A 15,622-nucleotide genomic window follows, 5' to 3' on the forward strand; every position below is an offset into this window, starting at 1 on the left:
GCGCGGCCGGGCCGTTGTCAGTGGTGCGGGCTACGGTCGTGGGGTGCTGGATCACCGGGGGAGCCGTCCCGCCGGGTGGGGGCCGGCGCATGGGGCGGAGGGGGATCGTCATGGCCGCGGTGGACACCGGTGAGCTGGGTGCCGGGAAACCGGCGGGGCCCGCGTGGCGCGGGGGGTTCGGCCGGCTGTGGGCGGCCGCGGTCGTCTCCCGGTTCGGGGACGCGCTGCGGGGTGCGGCGCTGCCGCTGCTGGCCGTCTCGCTGACCGATTCGCCGGTGCTGGTCTCGCTCGTGACCGCCTGCGGCTTTCTGCCCTGGCTGCTGTTCGGGCTGATCGGCGGGGCGATCGCGGACCGGGTGGACCAGCGGCGGGCGATGTGGGCGGTGGACGGCGTGCGGGCCGTCCTGATGGCGGGGTTCGCCGTCGCGGTGTGGCTGGACCGGGCCACCATCGGGCTGCTGCTCGCCCTCGCCTTCGCCCTCACCACGCTGCAGACCCTGTTCGACAACGCGGCCACGGCGCTGCTGCCGTCCGTGGTGGGGCAGCAGGCGCTGGGCCGGGCCAACGCCCGGCTGATGACCGGGCAGGAGGTCATGGGCCGGTTCGTGGGCGCCCCGCTGGTGCCGGTGCTGCTCGGCCTCGGCGCCGCGATGCCGTACGCGGCGGACGCGGCCACCTATCTCGCCGCCGCCGCGCTGGTCGCCTCGCTGGGGGCGGCACCCCCCGAGCGGGCCCCGCGCCCGCCGGGCGGGTCGCTGCGGCGCGATATCGCCGAGGGCCTGGCCGTGCTGTGGCGGGACCGCACGCTGCGGTCGCTGTGTGCCTCCACCACGCTGTGCAACATCGGCATCGGCGCGCTCATCGCCACCCTGGTGCTGCACATCACCGGCTGGCTGGACGCCGGGAACACCGGGTACGCGGCCGTCATCACCGTCTACGGGATCGGCAGCGTGGCCGGGGGACTGGTGGCCGCCCGGCTCACCGAGAAGCTGGGGCGCGTCCGTGCCCTCGTGGTGTGCGGCACCGCGCAGATCGGCGCCCTGGTCGCCCTGGGGGCGATACGGAGCCTGCCGGTCGCGGTCGCCGCCATGGGCCTCTTCGGTTTCGCGGGGATCGTGTGGAACGTCACCGAGGTGACGATGATGCAGCAGCGCAGCCCCGACGGGGCACTCGGGCGGGTGAGCTCCGCCTTCCGCACCCTGTCGACCGCGGGCGCCCCGCTCGGCGCGCTGCTGGGCGGGGTGATGGCCGAGGCATGGGGGCTGAACACCCCCGCGCTGGGGGCCGCCGCGCTCTTCGTCTGCGGGGTGGCGGCCCTCGTTCCGGGAATGCGGTCCGTCATCAATTAGGTTGGTGGCCACGGGGGCCAGGTACCGACGAGAAGTGGGCTGATGTCCGAGATGAACATGGAAGGCCGCACCAGGCTGGACCAGCTGCCGGAATGGCACGCGCTGGCCGCACACCGCAAGGAGCTGGGCGACGCTCATCTGCGCGACCTGTTCGCGGGCGACCCGGAGCGCGGGCGCCGCCTCACCCTTCAGGTCGGCGATCTCCACGTCGACTACTCCAAGCACCTGGTGACCGACGAGACCCTGCGGCTGCTGCGCGAGCTGGCGAGCGCCACCAAGGTGGCCGAGCTGCGGGACGCCATGTTCCGCGGCGAGCGGATCAACACCACCGAGGACCGCTCGGTGCTGCATATCGCGCTGCGCGCACCGCACTCCGCGGAGATCAAGCTGAACGGCGAGGATGTCGTCGGCGAAGTGCACGCCGTGCTCGCCAAGATGGCCGTCTTCGCCGACCGCGTCCGGTCCGGCGACTGGACCGGCCACACCGGCAAGCGGATCAAGAACGTCGTCAACATCGGCATCGGCGGCTCCGATCTCGGCCCGAAGATGGCGTACGAGGCGCTGCGCGCCTATTCCGACCGCTCGATGACATTCCGGTTCGTCTCCAATGTGGACGGTGCGGATCTGCACGAGGCGGTGCGCGACCTGGACCCGGCCGAGACGCTGTTCATCGTCGCCTCCAAGACGTTCACCACCATCGAGACCATCACCAACGCCGTCTCCGCACGCGACTGGTTGCTGACCGGGCTCCGGGCCGGTCAGGAGGCCGTCGCCAAGCACTTCGTCGCGGTGTCGACCAATGCCGAGAAGGTCGCCGAGTTCGGCATCGACACGGACAACATGTTCGGGTTCTGGGACTGGGTCGGCGGGCGCTATTCCTACGACTCGGCCATCGGCCTTTCCCTGATGGTCGCCATCGGCCCGGACTGCTTCCGCGAGATGCTGGCCGGCTTCCATCTGGTCGACGAGCACTTCGCCACCGCCCCGCCGGAGGAGAACGTCCCCCTGCTGATGGGCCTGTTGGGCATCTGGTACGACAACTTCCACGGCGCCCAGGCGCATGCCGTCCTGCCGTACAGCCACTATCTGTCGCGGTTCACCGATTATCTGCAGCAGCTGGACATGGAGTCCAACGGCAAGTCCGTGGACCGGGACGGCAACCGCGTCGGCTGGCAGACCGGCCCCATCGTCTGGGGCACCCCCGGCACCAATGGCCAGCACGCCTACTACCAGCTGCTCCACCAGGGCACCAAGCTGGTCCCGGCCGATCTGATCGGCTTCGCGCGGCCGGTGAAGGACCTGCCGCCCGGGCTGGAGTCCCACCACGACCTGCTGATGGCCAACCTCTTCGCCCAGGGCCAGGCGCTGGCCTTCGGCAAGACCGCCGAGGAGGTCGCCGCCGAGGGGGTGGCCGAGGAGCTGGTGCCGCACAAGACCTTCGAGGGCAACCGCCCCACCACCACGATCCTCGCCTCCGAGCTGACCCCGTCGGTGCTGGGCCAGCTGGTCGCCCTCTATGAGCACAAGGTCTTCGTCCAGGGCGCGGTGTGGAACATCGACTCCTTCGACCAGTGGGGAGTGGAGCTGGGCAAGGTGCTCGCCAAGCGCGTCGAGCCCGCCCTGACCGAGGGCGCCGAGGTGCCCGGTCTGGACGCCTCGACCGAGCATCTGGTCGCCACCTACCGCTCGCTGCGCGGCCGCTGAGGTCCTCAACGCACATATGAACGATCCCCCGGGCGCTCGAAGCGCCCGGGGGATCGTCTCTGTGCGATACGAGGGTTAGGGCGAGGCCGGGGGGTACAGTTCGCGCGGTAGCCCCGCCGCCGCGGCCCGGTCCAGCAGCCACAGCGTCCGGCGGCGGCCGCGCGCGCCCGCCGCCGGAGCCTGCAGCTCCCCGGCGCCCGACAGCGCTATCGTGACCGCCTTCGCCTTGTCCTCACCGGCCGCCAGCAGCCACACCTCCCGTGCCGCGCGGATCGCGGGCAGGGTCAGCGAGATCCGTACCGGCGGCGGCTTGGGCGCGCCGCGCACCCCGACCACCATCCGCTCGGTCTCCCGGACGGCGGGCAGCTCGGGGAAGAGCGAGGCCACATGGGTGTCCGGGCCGACGCCGAGCAGCAACACGTCGAACGACGGCACCGCGCCGTGGTTCTCCGGCCGCGCGGCCCGGGCCAGCTCGGCCGCGTACGCCTCGGCCGCCGCGTCCACATCGCCGCCTTGGGGCCCGTCGGACGCGGGCATCGCGTGCACCCGCGCCGGGTCCAGCTCCACCGCGTCCAGCAGCGCCTCGCGGGCCTGCGTGACATTGCGGTCCGCATGGCCCTCGGGCAGGAATCGCTCATCGCCCCACCACAGGTCCAGCCGCGACCAGTCGACCGCGTCGCGCGCCGGGGAGGCGCCGAGCGCGGCCAGCAGGCCGTTGCCGTTGCGCCCGCCGGTCAGGACGACAGAGGCCGAGCCACGGGCGGCCTGGGCGTCCACGATCTTCGTGATCAGCCGTGCCGCCGCGGCCTGGGCCATCAGCTCCTTGTCGCGGTGGACGACCACCTGTGGTGCGGTCATTTGTCCGCCTTCCCGTCCGCCTTCTGCTCCTGGGACTTCGGGGGGTGGGGCTTGGGAACCGGCGGCTGTGCCGGTGCCTGCGGCGGGTTCTTCGGCGAGCCCGGAGCGTGCTCCGACGGCGTCTCCGGGTCCCGGGTCGGCAGCGGCGGCAGGTCCGCCCCGGGCGGCGCCACCTGGGTCGCCGGGGCGGCCTTGGCGTCCCGCTCCAGCGTCCCCACGCCGCCCCTGCCCAGCTTGCTCACGCCGAACTTCACCGACGACTCGTAGATCTCGTCGGGGTCCAGCCGGCGCAGCTCCTCGGCGATCAGCTCCGACATCTCACGCCGCTGCAGCGCCACATGCCGGTCGGGCTGGCCCGGCATGGCCAGCTCGGCCAGCGAGCCGTTCGCCCGGTCCAGGCAGATCACGCCGTCGGCCGTCTCCAGCCGCACCGCGGTCAGCCCGGGGCCCTCCGAGACCTGCCGGTCCACCGGGACCCCCAGCCGCTGGGCGAGCCACAGCGCGAGCAGCTCGCTGCTCGGGTTGTACGCCTCGCCCTCGACGACCGCGGAGGTGATCGGGGAGTGCCGCTGGTCCAGGGCCGCGGCCAGGACGCTGCGCCACGGGGTGATCCGGGTCCAGGCCAGATCGGTGTCGCCCGGGGTGTAGGTGGCGGCCCGCAGCCCGAGGGCCGCGACCGGGTCCTCGGTGGCCTGGGCGTCGGTGATCCGGCGCTGGGCCAGCTGCCCGAGCAGATCCTCGGCGGGGTGCTCCGGGGCGTCCTCCGGCCACCACACCACCACCGGGGCGTCCGGCAGCAGCAGCGGCAGGACCACCGAGTAGGCGTGGTTGGCGAGTTCGCCGTGCAGCCGCAGCAGCACCGTCTCGCCGGTGCCGGTCTCGCCGCCGACCCGCACCTCGGCGTCCATCCGGGCCATCTTGCGGTCGCGCGGCGACCGGCCCGGCCGCTTGATGACGACCAGGGTGCGCGAGGGGTGCTCCTTGGACGCCTCGCTCGCCGCCCGCAGCGCGTCGTAGTGGTTGCCCTCGTCGGTGACGATGACGAGGGTGAGCACCATGCCCACGGCCGGGGTGCCGGTGGCCCGGCGTGCCTGGACCAGAGCGGAGTTGATCCGGCTGGACGTGGTGTCCGTGAGATCGATGTTCATGGCCGCCGCCAGCTCCGTCCGTCTCGTGCGAGCATCTCGTCCGCGGCTTTCGGCCCCCAGGTCCCGGAGGTGTACTGCTCGGGCCTGCCGTGCTTGTCCCAGTAATCCTCGACCGGGTCCAGGATCCGCCAGGACTGCTCGACCTCCTCATGGCGGGGGAAGAGGTTCGCCTCGCCGAGCAGGACGTCGAGCAGCAGCCGCTCGTACGCCTCGGGGCTGGACTCGGTGAAGGACTCGCCGTACTGGAAGTCCATCGTCACGTCCCGGATCTCCATGGAGGTGCCGGGCACCTTGGAGCCGAACCGGATGGTGACGCCCTCGTCCGGCTGCACCCGGATGACCAGGGCGTTCTGCCCGAGCTCCTGGGTGTCGGTGGCGTCGAAGGGGGAGTGCGGGGCGCGCTGGAAGACCACCGCGATCTCGGTGACCCGCCGCCCCAGCCGCTTGCCGGTGCGCAGGTAGAAGGGGACACCCGCCCAGCGGCGGTTGTCGATCTCCAGCTTGATCGCGGCGTAGGTGTCGGTCTTCGAGTTGGGGTCGATGCCCTCCTCCTCGAGGTAGCCGCGCACCTCCTCGCCGCCCTGCCAGCCGGGGGCGTACTGGGCGCGCACCGTGTGCTTGCCCAGGTCCTTGGGCAGCTTGACCGCCCTGAGCGCCTTCAGCTTCTCGGTGACCAGGGAGGACGCGTCGAAGGAGGCGGGCTCCTCCATGGCGGTCAGCGCGAGCAGCTGCAGCAGGTGGTTCTGGATGACGTCGCGGGCCGCGCCGATGCCGTCGTAGTAGCCCGCGCGCCCGCCGATGCCGATGTCCTCGGCCATGGTGATCTGTACATGATCGACGTACGAGCGGTTCCAGATCGGCTCGAACATCGTGTTGGCGAAGCGCAGCGCCAGGATGTTCTGGACCGTCTCCTTGCCCAGGTAGTGGTCGATCCGGAAGACGTCACTGGGCCGGAAGACCTCGTGGACGACCTGGTTGAGCTCCTGCGCGCTCTTCAGGTCGTGGCCGAAGGGCTTCTCGATGACCGCGCGCCGCCAGGAGTCGCCCTGCCCGTGCGACAGCCCGTGCTTCTTGAGCTGCTGGACGACGGTGGGGAAGAACTTCGGCGGGACCGACAGATAGAAGGCGAAGTTGCCGCCGGTGCCGCGCGCCTTGTCGAGCTCCTCTATGGTCGCCCGCAGCTGGACGAACGCCTCGTCGTCGTCGAACACGCCGGGGACGAAGCGGAACCCCTCGGCCAGCTGCTGCCAGACCTCCTCGCGGAACGGGGTCCGCGCGTGCTCCTTGACCGCGTCGTGCACGACCTGGGCGAAGTCCTCGTTCTCCCAGTCGCGGCGGGCGAAGCCGACGAGTGAGAAGCCCGGGGGCAGCAGCCCGCGGTTGGCCAGGTCGTAGATGGCCGGCATCAGCTTCTTACGGGACAGGTCGCCCGTGACGCCGAAGATCACGAGGCCGGACGGCCCCGCGATGCGCGGGAGCCGCCGGTCCCGTGGGTCACGCAGCGGATTGCTGCTGCTCACGTTTTCACGCCTCCGAGGGTGCGAGGCGCTTGAGCTCCGCCTCGGTGGACTTCAGCAGGTCGTTCCACGAGGACTCGAACTTCTCGACGCCCTCGTCCTCCAGCACCTGGACGACGTCGTCGTAGGAGATCCCGATCCCGGCCAGCGCGTCGAGGTCGGCCTTGGCCTGCTCGTACGTGCCGCGCACGGTGTCACCGCGGATCTCACCGTGGTCGGCGACTGCCTCCAGGGTGGCCTCCGGCATGGTGTTGACGGTGCCGGGGGCGACCAGGTCCACGACGTACATGGTGTCCTTGTACGCCGGGTCCTTGACGCCGGTCGAGGCCCACAGCGGACGCTGCTTGTTGGCGTTCGCCCGGTCCAGGGCGGCCCAGCGGTCGGAGCTGAAGACCTCCTCATAGGCCTGGTACGCGAGGCGGGCGTTGGCGACGGCGGCCTTGCCGCGCAGCGCCTTGGCCTCATCGGTGCCGATCTTGTCGATGCGCTTGTCGATCTCGGTGTCCACGCGGGAGACGAAGAAGGACGCCACCGAGTGGATCTTCTGCAGGTCAAGGCCCGCGGCCTTGGCCTTCTCCAGACCGGCCAGGAAGGCGTCCATGACCGCGCGGTACCGCTCCAGGGAGAAGATCAGCGTGACATTGACGCTGATGCCCAGGCCGATCACCTCGGTGATCGCGGGCAGCCCCGCCTCGGTCGCCGGGATCTTGATGAAGGTGTTGGGCCGGTCCACCAGCCAGGCCAGCTGCTTGGCCTCGGCGATGGTGGCGGCCGTGTTGTGGGCCAGGCGCGGGTCGACCTCGATGGAGACCCGGCCGTCCTGGCCGCCCGTCGCGTCGTACACCGGCCGGAGGATGTCGGCCGCGTCGCGGACGTCCGCCGTGGTGATCATGCGGACGGCTTCCTCGACGGTGACCCGGCGGACCGCGAGGTCGGCCACCTGCTGCTGGTAGCCGTCGCCGCCGGAGATCGCCTTCTGGAAGATCGACGGGTTGGTGGTGACGCCTACGACATGCTGCTGGTCGATCAGCTCGGCCAGATTGCCGGAGGTGATCCTCTTGCGGGAGAGGTCGTCGAGCCAGATCGCGACGCCTTCGTCGGCCAGCCGCTTGAGTGCGTCTGTCATGGGGTGTGTTCTCCTACTCGTCGCACTTACGTCGTCTGTGGGGGTCAGCGCCCGGCGGCGTCGAGGGACTCGCGGGCGGCGGTGACCACGGCCTCGGCGGTGAGGCCGAACTCCCGGAAGAGCACCTTGTAGTCGGCCGAGGCGCCGAAGTGCTCCAGCGAGACGATGCGGCCGGCCTCGCCGACGAAGCGGTACCAGGTCAGGCCGATACCCGCCTCGACGGCCACGCGAGCCTTGACGGACGGCGGCAGCACTGTCTCCCGGTACCCCTTGTCCTGCTCCTCGAACCACTCGACCGAGGGCATCGACACAACGCGGGTGGGAATCCCGGCGGCCTGGAGCTGCTCGCGCGCCTCCACGGCGAGCTGCACCTCGGAACCGGTGCCGATGAGGATGACCCGCGGCTCGCCGCCCTCGGCCTCGAAGAGGACGTAACCGCCCTTGGCGGCGTCCTCGTCGGCCTCGTAGGTCGGCACGTTCTGCCGGGTCAGCGCCAGGCCGTGCGGAGCCGGGTTCGCGGTGTGGCGGCGGGTGATCTCCCGCCACGCGATGGCCGTCTCGTTGGCGTCGGCCGGGCGGACCACGTTCAGGCCCGGGATGGCGCGCAGCGCGGAGAGGTGCTCCACCGGCTGGTGGGTCGGGCCGTCCTCGCCGAGGCCGATGGAGTCGTGCGTCCACACGTAGGTGACCGGCAGCTTCATCAGCGCGGCGAGCCGGACGGCCGGGCGCATGTAGTCGGAGAAGACCAGGAAGGTACCGCCGTAGACACGGGTGTTGCCGTGCAGCGCGATGCCGTTCATGGTCGAGCCCATGGCGTGCTCGCGGATGCCGAAGTGGATGGTGCGGCCGTACGGGTCGGCCTCCGGCAGCGGGTTGCCCTTCGGGAGGAAGGACGAGGACGCGTCGATCGTGGTGTTGTTGGAGCCCGCGAGGTCGGCGGAGCCGCCCCACAGCTCGGGGAGCACCCCGCCGAGCGCCTTGAGCACCTGGCCGGACGCCTTACGGGTGGCGACGTCCTTGCCCGGCTCGAAGACCGGCAGCGCGCTCTCCCAGCCCTCGGGCAGCTCGCCCGCGGTGATCCGGTCGAACAGGGCGGCCCGCTCGGAGTTGGCGTTCCGCCACTCCTGGAGCTTCTTGTCCCAGGCGGCGTGGGCCTCGCGGCCGCGCTCGACCAGGGCGCGGGTGTGGTTGATGACGTCCGTGTCGACCGCGAAGTGCTGCTCGGGGTCGAAGCCGAGGACGCGCTTGGTGGCGGCGACCTCGTCGGCGCCGAGCGCCGAGCCGTGGGACGCCTCGGTGTTCTGCGCGTTCGGGGCGGGCCAGGCGATGATCGTGCGGGCCGCGATGATCGAGGGGCGCTCGGTCTCGGCCTGCGCCGCCTTGAGCGCCGCGTGCAGCGCGTGGATGTCGAAGTCGCCGCTCTCGGCCTGCTCGATGCGCTGGACGTGCCAGCCGTACGCCTCGTAGCGCTTCAGCACGTCCTCGGAGAGCGCGGTCGCGGTGTCGCCCTCGATCGAGATGTGGTTGTCGTCGTACAGGGCGACGATGTTGCCCAGCTTCTGGTGGCCGGCCAGCGAGGACGCCTCGGCGGAGATGCCCTCCTCCAGGTCGCCGTCGGAGACGATCGCCCAGATGGTGTGGTCGAACGGAGAGGCGCCCTCGGGCGCCTCCGGGTCGAACAGGCCACGCTCGTAGCGGGCGGCCATCGCCATGCCCACCGCGTTGGCGATGCCCTGGCCCAGCGGGCCGGTGGTGGTCTCGACACCGGTGGTGTGGCCGAACTCGGGGTGGCCCGGGGTCTTGCTGCCCCAGGTGCGGAACGACCGCAGATCGTCGAGCTCAAGACCGAAGCCCGCCAGGTACAGCTGGACGTAGAGGGTCAGGCTGGTGTGCCCGGGGGAGAGGACGAAGCGGTCCCGGCCCGCCCAGCCCGCGTCGGAGGGGTCGTGCCGCATGAGCTTCTGGAAGAGCAGGTACGCGGCGGGCGCGAGGCTCATGGCCGTGCCAGGGTGGCCGTTACCGACCTTCTGTACGGAGTCCATGGCCAGGACCCGGGCCGTGTCGACGGCTCGCTGGTCCAGATCGGTCCACTCGAGGTCTGTGGTAGTCGGCTTGGTGCTCACCCTGAGTCAGGGCTCCTCTCCACAATGTCGAAATCCGGTGACCGTATGTACACCGGCGATGTCGAGCCTACCCCTGGAACAACGGTCATCTTTTCGAGTTCCACTCAACGGGATAGGGAACGAATTCCGAGGTTGCCGCATTCCCTCGGGGCCCGTCCGAAGGGCGTCCCGAGCCCTACGGAAGGCGGCGTTCAGGGCCCCGCGGGGGCCCTCCTGCCCCCGGGCGTGGCCGCCTCACGGGCGCCTTGCCGTGCCCCTACAACACGAGGGACCCCGGCGGCGGGCGGCGCATCCGCTACGTCTAGAGTGGCGTGGTACGCGCAAGTCTTTACCGGCTCTTCATGTCCGGTGCTTGCTTGTTCTTGCTTCCACCAGGGGTGTGCGTGACGGCCGTCGAATCCCGTCCTGCGGGGGTGCTCGAGACGAGCGAAACGAGCTCCGGTCACCGGCCGTTCGGGGCCCGTGTCAAGGCGTTCGTGGCGCTGACGAAGCCGCGCGTCATCGAACTGCTGCTGATGACGACGGTGCCGGTCATGTTCCTGGCCGCCCAGGGCGTCCCGGACCTGTGGCTGGTGGTCGCCACCTGCGTCGGCGGCTATCTGTCGGCCGGCGGCGCCGCCGCGTTCAACATGTATTACGACCGGGACATCGACGCGCTCATGGAGCGGACCGCGCAGCGCCCGCTCGTGACCGGCATGGTCTCGCCGCGCGAATGCCTCGTCTTCGCCTTCGCGCTCGCGGCGGGGTCGACGGCCTGGTTCTGGGCGCTGGTCAACCCGCTGTCCGCGATGCTATCGCTCGGTGCGCTGGCCTTCTACGTCGTCGTCTACACGATGTGGCTCAAGCGCCGTACCTCGCAGAACATCGTCTGGGGCGGCATCGCCGGCTGTATGCCCGTTCTCATCGGCTGGTCCTCGGTGACCAACGAGGTCTCCTGGGCCGCCGTCATCCTCTTCCTCGTCATCTTCTTCTGGACGCCGCCGCACTACTGGCCGCTGTCGATGAAGGTCAAGGACGACTACGAGCGGGCCAGCGTGCCGATGCTGCCGGTGATCGCGGGCAACAAGGCGGTCGCGCGCCAGATCGTCCTCTACAGCTGGGCCATGGTCGGCGTCTCGCTGCTGCTGTGGCCGCTGGGCTACACCGGCTGGTTCTACCCGGCCGTCGCGGCTGTGCTCGGCGGGTTCTGGCTCAAGGAGGCGCACGGTCTCCAGGCGCGCGCCAGGGCCGGGATCACGGGCGCGAAGCTCAAGGAGATGCGGCTGTTCCACTGGTCGATCACCTATGTGTCGCTGCTGTTCGTCGCCGTGGCCGTGGACCCTTTCCTGCGGTGATTACCGGCGGGTAGCATCGCCTGTATGGCAGACACCACCCAGCCGGAGACACCCGAGAGCGGCGAGTCGGCCGCCCAGCCCTCCGCGCCGGAAGCACCGGCCAAGCCGCCCAAGCCGTCCAAGGACGAGAAGCGGGCCGAGCGGCTCGCCCGCCAGATCACGGCCTTCGCCGGGAGCCACGGCGGCGCCGAGGGGCAGATCGCGCACATCGGGCGCGGCGCCGTCCGGATCGCCCTCGTCGGTGCCGACGGCGAATGGGGCGTCCTCGTGGCCCCCTCCCGGGACAGCGCGCGGCGCGCCGCGGAGATCGCCGGGCTGACCCTCAGGGAGGACTTCGACGGTGAGCTCGCCGCCAAGGTCCGCACCGGTCCGTACGAGTGGACGCGCATGGCGGGCATCCAGCTCGGCGGACCCGGCAACCCTCCGGCAGCCGCCTCGTAGAACGCCTGAGAACGGGTCCGGCGACACCTCGCGCCCCTTCCGTCCGTTAAGCCCATCGATGCCGGAGGGCGAGGAGGCGGGCGGCGATGCACGAGGCGACGGACTCCCCGGACACCGTGGGCCCGCCGACCGGCCCGGTCCCCCGCGACGGGCCGGGTCCGGCGGCGGGGCCGATCACCCTGCCGCCGCTGGTCGACCAGCACAGCCACGGCACGGTCGACGGCGAGCTCGGAGTCGGCTCGTTCGAGACCCATCTGGCGGCCGCCGCCGGGTCCGGCGCGGCCCCGGCCGGCACCACCTTCTTCGACAGCTGGACCGGCCTCGCGGTGCGCCGCTGGTGCCCCCCGCTGCTGGGCATGGAGCCCCACTGCGCGCCCGTCAGCTATCTCGCCCGCCGCCGTGAGCTGGGCGCCTACCGTGCCGCGCGGCTGCTGCTGCGCGGCGCCGGCATCGGCACCTTCCTGCTGGAGTCCGGTGCCCGGGACGACCTCAGCGCGCCCGACGAACTGGCCGCGGCCGCCGACCGCACGGTCCTCGAGGTGGTCCGCCTGGAGCCGCTGGCCGAGCAGGTCGCCGACACCTCCGGCACGGTCGACGCCTTCATCGGCAACACCGCCGAGGCGCTGTACGCGGCGGCCCAGCACGCGACCGCCTTCGCCATGGGGATCGCCTTCTGCGACGAGATCCCGCCCGATCCGCGCGAGGTGCGGCGCGCCGCCGCCCGCTGGCTCGCGCTCACCGTCCGCCCGGCCCCAGGCCGTGCCCCCGACCCCGCGCTCGCCCAGCATCTGCTGTGGAGCGCCGTGGCGACCGGTCTTCCGGTGCAGCTGCACTGTGCCGATCCGCAGTCGCTCATCGGCTTCCTGCGCGCCACGGCGGGCTTCGGCACCGATCTGGTGCTGCTGCCCGACCGGCCGCACCACCGGCGGGCGGCCCAGCTCGCCGCCGCCTTCCCGCACGTCTACGCGGACGCCGGGCCGCGCCCCGGGGAGACCCTGGGCGAGGCGCCGTTCGGCAAGCTGCTGTTCTCGACGGGCGCGCGGGCGCTGCCCGAGCTGTATGTGACCGCGTCCCGGCTGTTCGGCCAGGCCATGGCCCGGCTGGCGGAGGAGTGGGTCGGCGAGGGGATCTGCACCCGGGCCGAGGCCCAGCGGATCGCCGGGCTGGTCGCGGCCGGGACCGCGCGCCGGGTCTACCGGCTGGACGCGGCAGGCTCGGGCTGAACGGCCTCGTGGTCGCCGGTGGGGGCGGGCACGGCCGCCGGGAGCGCGGCGCGCTCGCGCTGGGCGAGCAGCACCCGCAGCACCGCGATCCACACCAGGCAGGAGCCGAGCATGTGGATACCGACGACGACCTCGGGCAGATGGGTGAAGTACTGCACGTACCCGATCACACCCTGCGCGAGCAGCACGACGAGGAGCTCCAGGACCGTACGGCGCTGGGCGGCGGGGGCCTTCACGGCCCGCAGCGTGAACCACAGGGCGACGGTGAGGCCCAGCACGATGTAGACGAAGTCCACGTGCAGCTGGGTGATCTCCTGCCAGTTCAGCGGGATGCGGTGCACCTTACGGGCGTCACCGGCGTGCGGGCCCGCGCCGGTGACCACCGTGCCGATCAGGATCAGCGCGAGGGTCGCGCCGACCAACAGCCAGGTCAGCTGGCGCACCGGGCGGGCGATGAGGTCGCGTGGCTCGCCGTCACCCTCGCGAGCCCGCTGCCAGACCACCATCGCGACCGTGAGGAGCGCGGAGGACAGCAGGAAGTGCGAGCTGACGATGTACGGGTTGAGTCCGGTGAGGACCACGATGCCGCCGACGACGGCGTTGCCCATCACGATCCAGAACTGGGTCCAGCCCAGCCGGGTGAGGGAGCGGCGCACCGGCGTGCGGGCCCGGGCGGCGATGATCAGCACACCGACGAAGACGCACAGGACGTACGTCAGCATGCGGTTGGTGAACTCGATGACGCCGTTGATGCCCATGTCGGCGGTGGGCGTCAGGCTGGACGGGGTGCACTTGGGCCAGGTGTCACAGCCCAGGCCGGACTGGGTGAGCCGGACCGCGCCCCCGGTCACCACGATGACCACGGCCATCACCACGGTGGCCAGCGCGGCCCGCTCCACGAAGCGCGCGGAGGGCTGCCAGCGCCGGGCGATCAGCTCGAAGGGATTCAGCGAATTCGGCACCCGCCCATCGTAGGCGGCCGCTTGTGCAGCTTTTCACGAGGGGCTGTGTTCCGGTAAAGCCGCAGGCTGTAAGGGCCGTCTCGGGCTACTCCCAGCGGGACCCGGGCTACTCCCAGCGGAAGAAGCGGGCCGCCGCGCCCAGCCCCAGCACCGCCCAGACCGCCAGAATTCCCAGATCCCGCCACGGCATCCCGGCCCCGTCCTGGAGGACGTCCCGCAGCCCGCCCGAGAGCGCCGAGATCGGCAGCAGCTCCAGCGCGCTCCGTACGGCGCCCGGGAACTTGTCCAGCGACACGATGACGCCGCCGGCCACGAGCAGCAGCAGGAAGACCAGATTGGCGGCGGCCAGGGTCGCCTCGGCCTTCAGGGTGCCCGCCATCAGCAGCCCGAGGCCGGAGAACGTCGCGGTGCCCAGGATCAGCAGCAGCGCCACGGAGAGCGGGTCGCCGTGCGGCGACCAGCCGAGGGCCAGCGCGATCGCGGTCAGCAGCACGATCTGCAGCAACTCGGTGACCAGCACCGCGCAGGTCTTGGCGGCCATCAGCCCCCACCGCGGCAGCGGTGAGACGGCGAGCCGCTTGAGCACGCCGTAGCGCCGTTCGAAGCCGGTGGCGATGGCCTGTCCGGTGAACGCCGTGGACAGCACGGCGAGCGCCAGTACACCGGGCGCCAGGAAGTCCACGGTGCTGCCGTCGGCGGCGGTGTCGACGATGTCGACGGTGCTGAAGAGCACCAGCACCAGGGACGGGATGACGACGGTCAGCAGCAGCTGCTCGCCGTTGCGCAGCAGCATCCGGGTCTCCAGCGCGGCCTGCGCCCGGATCATCCGCGGCAGCGGGGCCGCCCCCGGCTTGGGGAGAAAAGTGCCCGTGGCGGTCACGTTCGCAGCTCCTTACCGGTGAGCTCCAGGAAGACGTCCTCGAGGGTGTGCCGCTCGACCGAGATCCGGTCCGGCATCACACCGTTCTGTGCGCACCAGGAGGTGACGGTGGCCAGCATCTGGGGGTTGACCTTGCCGGTGACGCGGTACGAGCCGGGCGTCAGCTCGGCGGCCGTGGAGTCGGCGGGCAGCGCCTTGAGCAGCGAGGCCAGGTCGAGCGCGGGGCGGCCGATGAAGCGCAGGGTGTTCTCGGCGCCGCCCCGGCACAGCTCCTCCGGGGTGCCCCGGGCGATCACCTTGCCGCCGTCGATGATCGCCACATCGTCGGCGAGCTGCTCGGCCTCGTCCATGTAGTGGGTCGTCAGCATCACGGTGACCCCGTCGTCCCGCAGATCGCGGATGAGGTCCCAGGTGGCGCGGCGGGCCTGTGGGTCGAGTCCGGCGGTCGGCTCGTCGAGGAAGACCAGCTCGGGGCGGCCGACGACGGCCATGGCGAGCGCGAGCCGCTGCTGCTGGCCCCCGGAGAGCCGCCGGTAGGTGGTCCGGCCGCAGGAGCCGAGACCGAGCCGCTCGATCAGCAGATTCACCTCCACCGGATGCGCGTGGAGGGAGGCGGTGTGGCGCAGCATCTCTTCTGCGCGCGCGCCGGAATAAACGCCTCCGGACTGGAGCATCACCCCGACCCGGGGGCGCAGCGCGGAGGAGTCCGCGACCGGGTCGAGCCCGAATATCCGGACCGTCCCGGCGTCGGGGCGGCGGTACCCCTCGCAGGTCTCGACGGTGGTGGTCTTACCGGCTCCGTTGGGGCCCAGAACGGCGGTCACGGTGCCCCGGCCGACGGACAGATCGAGCCCGTCGACCGCGGTCTTCGGGCCGTACCGCTTGACCAGGCCGACGATGTCGACCGCGGGCTCTTCTCGCATGTCCGGCAGTCTACGAATCCCGGGGCCGTCCGTG

Annotated in this window: 13 protein-coding genes; 5 read left to right on the top strand and 8 right to left on the bottom strand. The window is 71.5% G+C overall.

Translation table 11 applies throughout. The features are described 5' to 3' along the window. Positions 1-110 precede the first annotated feature (110 nt). Positions 111-1,349 (top strand): MFS transporter, encoded by a 1,239-nt coding sequence (locus GWI24_RS04390; protein WP_210944576.1) that lies wholly within the window; start codon positions 111-113, stop codon positions 1,347-1,349. A gap of 51 nt (positions 1,350-1,400) precedes the next feature. Further along, the gene (pgi, locus tag GWI24_RS04395; RefSeq protein WP_210944601.1) at positions 1,401-3,053 is read left to right on the top strand and encodes a glucose-6-phosphate isomerase; all 1,653 of its coding nucleotides are present in this window, start codon (positions 1,401-1,403) and stop codon (positions 3,051-3,053) included. A gap of 75 nt (positions 3,054-3,128) precedes the next feature. Here pgi and pgl read toward each other — a convergent pair whose 3' ends face one another. The 5 genes from pgl to tkt are packed head-to-tail and all read right to left on the bottom strand — an operon-like array spanning position 3,129 to position 9,825. Continuing rightward, positions 3,129-3,911, bottom strand: coding sequence for a 6-phosphogluconolactonase (pgl, locus tag GWI24_RS04400; protein ID WP_198276421.1), 783 nt, complete (start codon positions 3,909-3,911; stop codon positions 3,129-3,131). Next, positions 3,908-5,059 (bottom strand): glucose-6-phosphate dehydrogenase assembly protein OpcA, encoded by a 1,152-nt coding sequence (opcA, locus tag GWI24_RS04405; protein WP_210944577.1) that lies wholly within the window; start codon positions 5,057-5,059, stop codon positions 3,908-3,910. Before opcA ends, pgl begins: the two co-directional genes overlap by 4 nt. Beyond that, on the bottom strand, positions 5,056-6,579 hold the full coding sequence (gene zwf, locus GWI24_RS04410) for a glucose-6-phosphate dehydrogenase (protein ID WP_210944578.1): 1,524 nt from the start codon (positions 6,577-6,579) through the stop codon (positions 5,056-5,058). Before zwf ends, opcA begins: the two co-directional genes overlap by 4 nt. Before the next feature lie 4 nt (positions 6,580-6,583). Continuing rightward, on the bottom strand, positions 6,584-7,702 hold the full coding sequence (tal, locus tag GWI24_RS04415) for a transaldolase (protein ID WP_210944579.1): 1,119 nt from the start codon (positions 7,700-7,702) through the stop codon (positions 6,584-6,586). Between the two features lie 44 nt (positions 7,703-7,746). Then, the gene (gene tkt, locus GWI24_RS04420; protein WP_210944580.1) at positions 7,747-9,825 is read right to left on the bottom strand and encodes a transketolase; all 2,079 of its coding nucleotides are present in this window, start codon (positions 9,823-9,825) and stop codon (positions 7,747-7,749) included. Between the two features lie 383 nt (positions 9,826-10,208). On the opposite strand from tkt, the gene GWI24_RS04425 reads away from it, so the two are divergent. The 3 genes from GWI24_RS04425 to GWI24_RS04435 all read left to right on the top strand — a co-directional run bounded on the left by GWI24_RS04425 (position 10,209) and on the right by GWI24_RS04435 (position 12,823). After that, a complete protein-coding gene (locus GWI24_RS04425) occupies positions 10,209-11,159 on the top strand; it encodes a heme o synthase (RefSeq protein ID WP_210944581.1) in 951 nt (316 codons plus the stop codon). 24 nt (positions 11,160-11,183) lie between these two features. Beyond that, entirely contained in the window at positions 11,184-11,600 is a 417-nt protein-coding gene (locus tag GWI24_RS04430) for a hypothetical protein (protein WP_210944582.1), read from the top strand. Between the two features lie 86 nt (positions 11,601-11,686). Continuing rightward, complete coding sequence (locus GWI24_RS04435) at positions 11,687-12,823, top strand: amidohydrolase (protein ID WP_247615869.1); 1,137 nt, start codon at positions 11,687-11,689, stop codon at positions 12,821-12,823. Here GWI24_RS04435 and GWI24_RS04440 read toward each other — a convergent pair. From GWI24_RS04440 to GWI24_RS04450, 3 genes are all read right to left on the bottom strand, one after another. Continuing rightward, the gene (locus GWI24_RS04440) at positions 12,793-13,785 is read right to left on the bottom strand and encodes a heme A synthase (RefSeq protein WP_210944583.1); all 993 of its coding nucleotides are present in this window, start codon (positions 13,783-13,785) and stop codon (positions 12,793-12,795) included. The two genes, GWI24_RS04435 and GWI24_RS04440, sit on opposite strands and share 31 nt — an antisense overlap. 106 nt (positions 13,786-13,891) lie before the next feature. Then, entirely contained in the window at positions 13,892-14,665 is a 774-nt protein-coding gene (locus GWI24_RS04445; RefSeq protein ID WP_210944584.1) for an ABC transporter permease, read from the bottom strand. Beyond that, the gene (locus tag GWI24_RS04450; RefSeq protein ID WP_210944585.1) at positions 14,662-15,588 is read right to left on the bottom strand and encodes an ABC transporter ATP-binding protein; all 927 of its coding nucleotides are present in this window, start codon (positions 15,586-15,588) and stop codon (positions 14,662-14,664) included. The genes GWI24_RS04445 and GWI24_RS04450 overlap by 4 nt, the downstream gene beginning before the upstream one ends. Positions 15,589-15,622: the final 34 nt, after the last annotated feature.

The sequence above is a fragment of the Streptomyces sp. MK37H genome, assembly GCF_018035285.1.
Lineage (GTDB): Bacteria > Actinomycetota > Actinomycetes > Streptomycetales > Streptomycetaceae > Streptomyces > Streptomyces endocoffeicus.

What these genes read in the sequence shown, in the direction of transcription:
- pgi (WP_210944601.1), top strand. Translation starts at nt 1,401, where the DNA reads ATGAACATGGAAGGCCGCACCAGGCTGGACCAGCTGCCGGAATGGCAC.
- tal (WP_210944579.1), bottom strand. Translation starts at nt 7,702, where the DNA reads ATGACAGACGCACTCAAGCGGCTGGCCGACGAAGGCGTCGCGATCTGG.
- GWI24_RS04430 (WP_210944582.1), top strand. Translation starts at nt 11,184, where the DNA reads ATGGCAGACACCACCCAGCCGGAGACACCCGAGAGCGGCGAGTCGGCC.
- GWI24_RS04435 (WP_247615869.1), top strand. Translation starts at nt 11,687, where the DNA reads ATGCACGAGGCGACGGACTCCCCGGACACCGTGGGCCCGCCGACCGGC.
- pgl (WP_198276421.1), bottom strand. Translation starts at nt 3,911, where the DNA reads ATGACCGCACCACAGGTGGTCGTCCACCGCGACAAGGAGCTGATGGCC.
- opcA (WP_210944577.1), bottom strand. Translation starts at nt 5,059, where the DNA reads ATGAACATCGATCTCACGGACACCACGTCCAGCCGGATCAACTCCGCT.
- GWI24_RS04390 (WP_210944576.1), top strand. Translation starts at nt 111, where the DNA reads ATGGCCGCGGTGGACACCGGTGAGCTGGGTGCCGGGAAACCGGCGGGG.
- GWI24_RS04450 (WP_210944585.1), bottom strand. Translation starts at nt 15,588, where the DNA reads ATGCGAGAAGAGCCCGCGGTCGACATCGTCGGCCTGGTCAAGCGGTAC.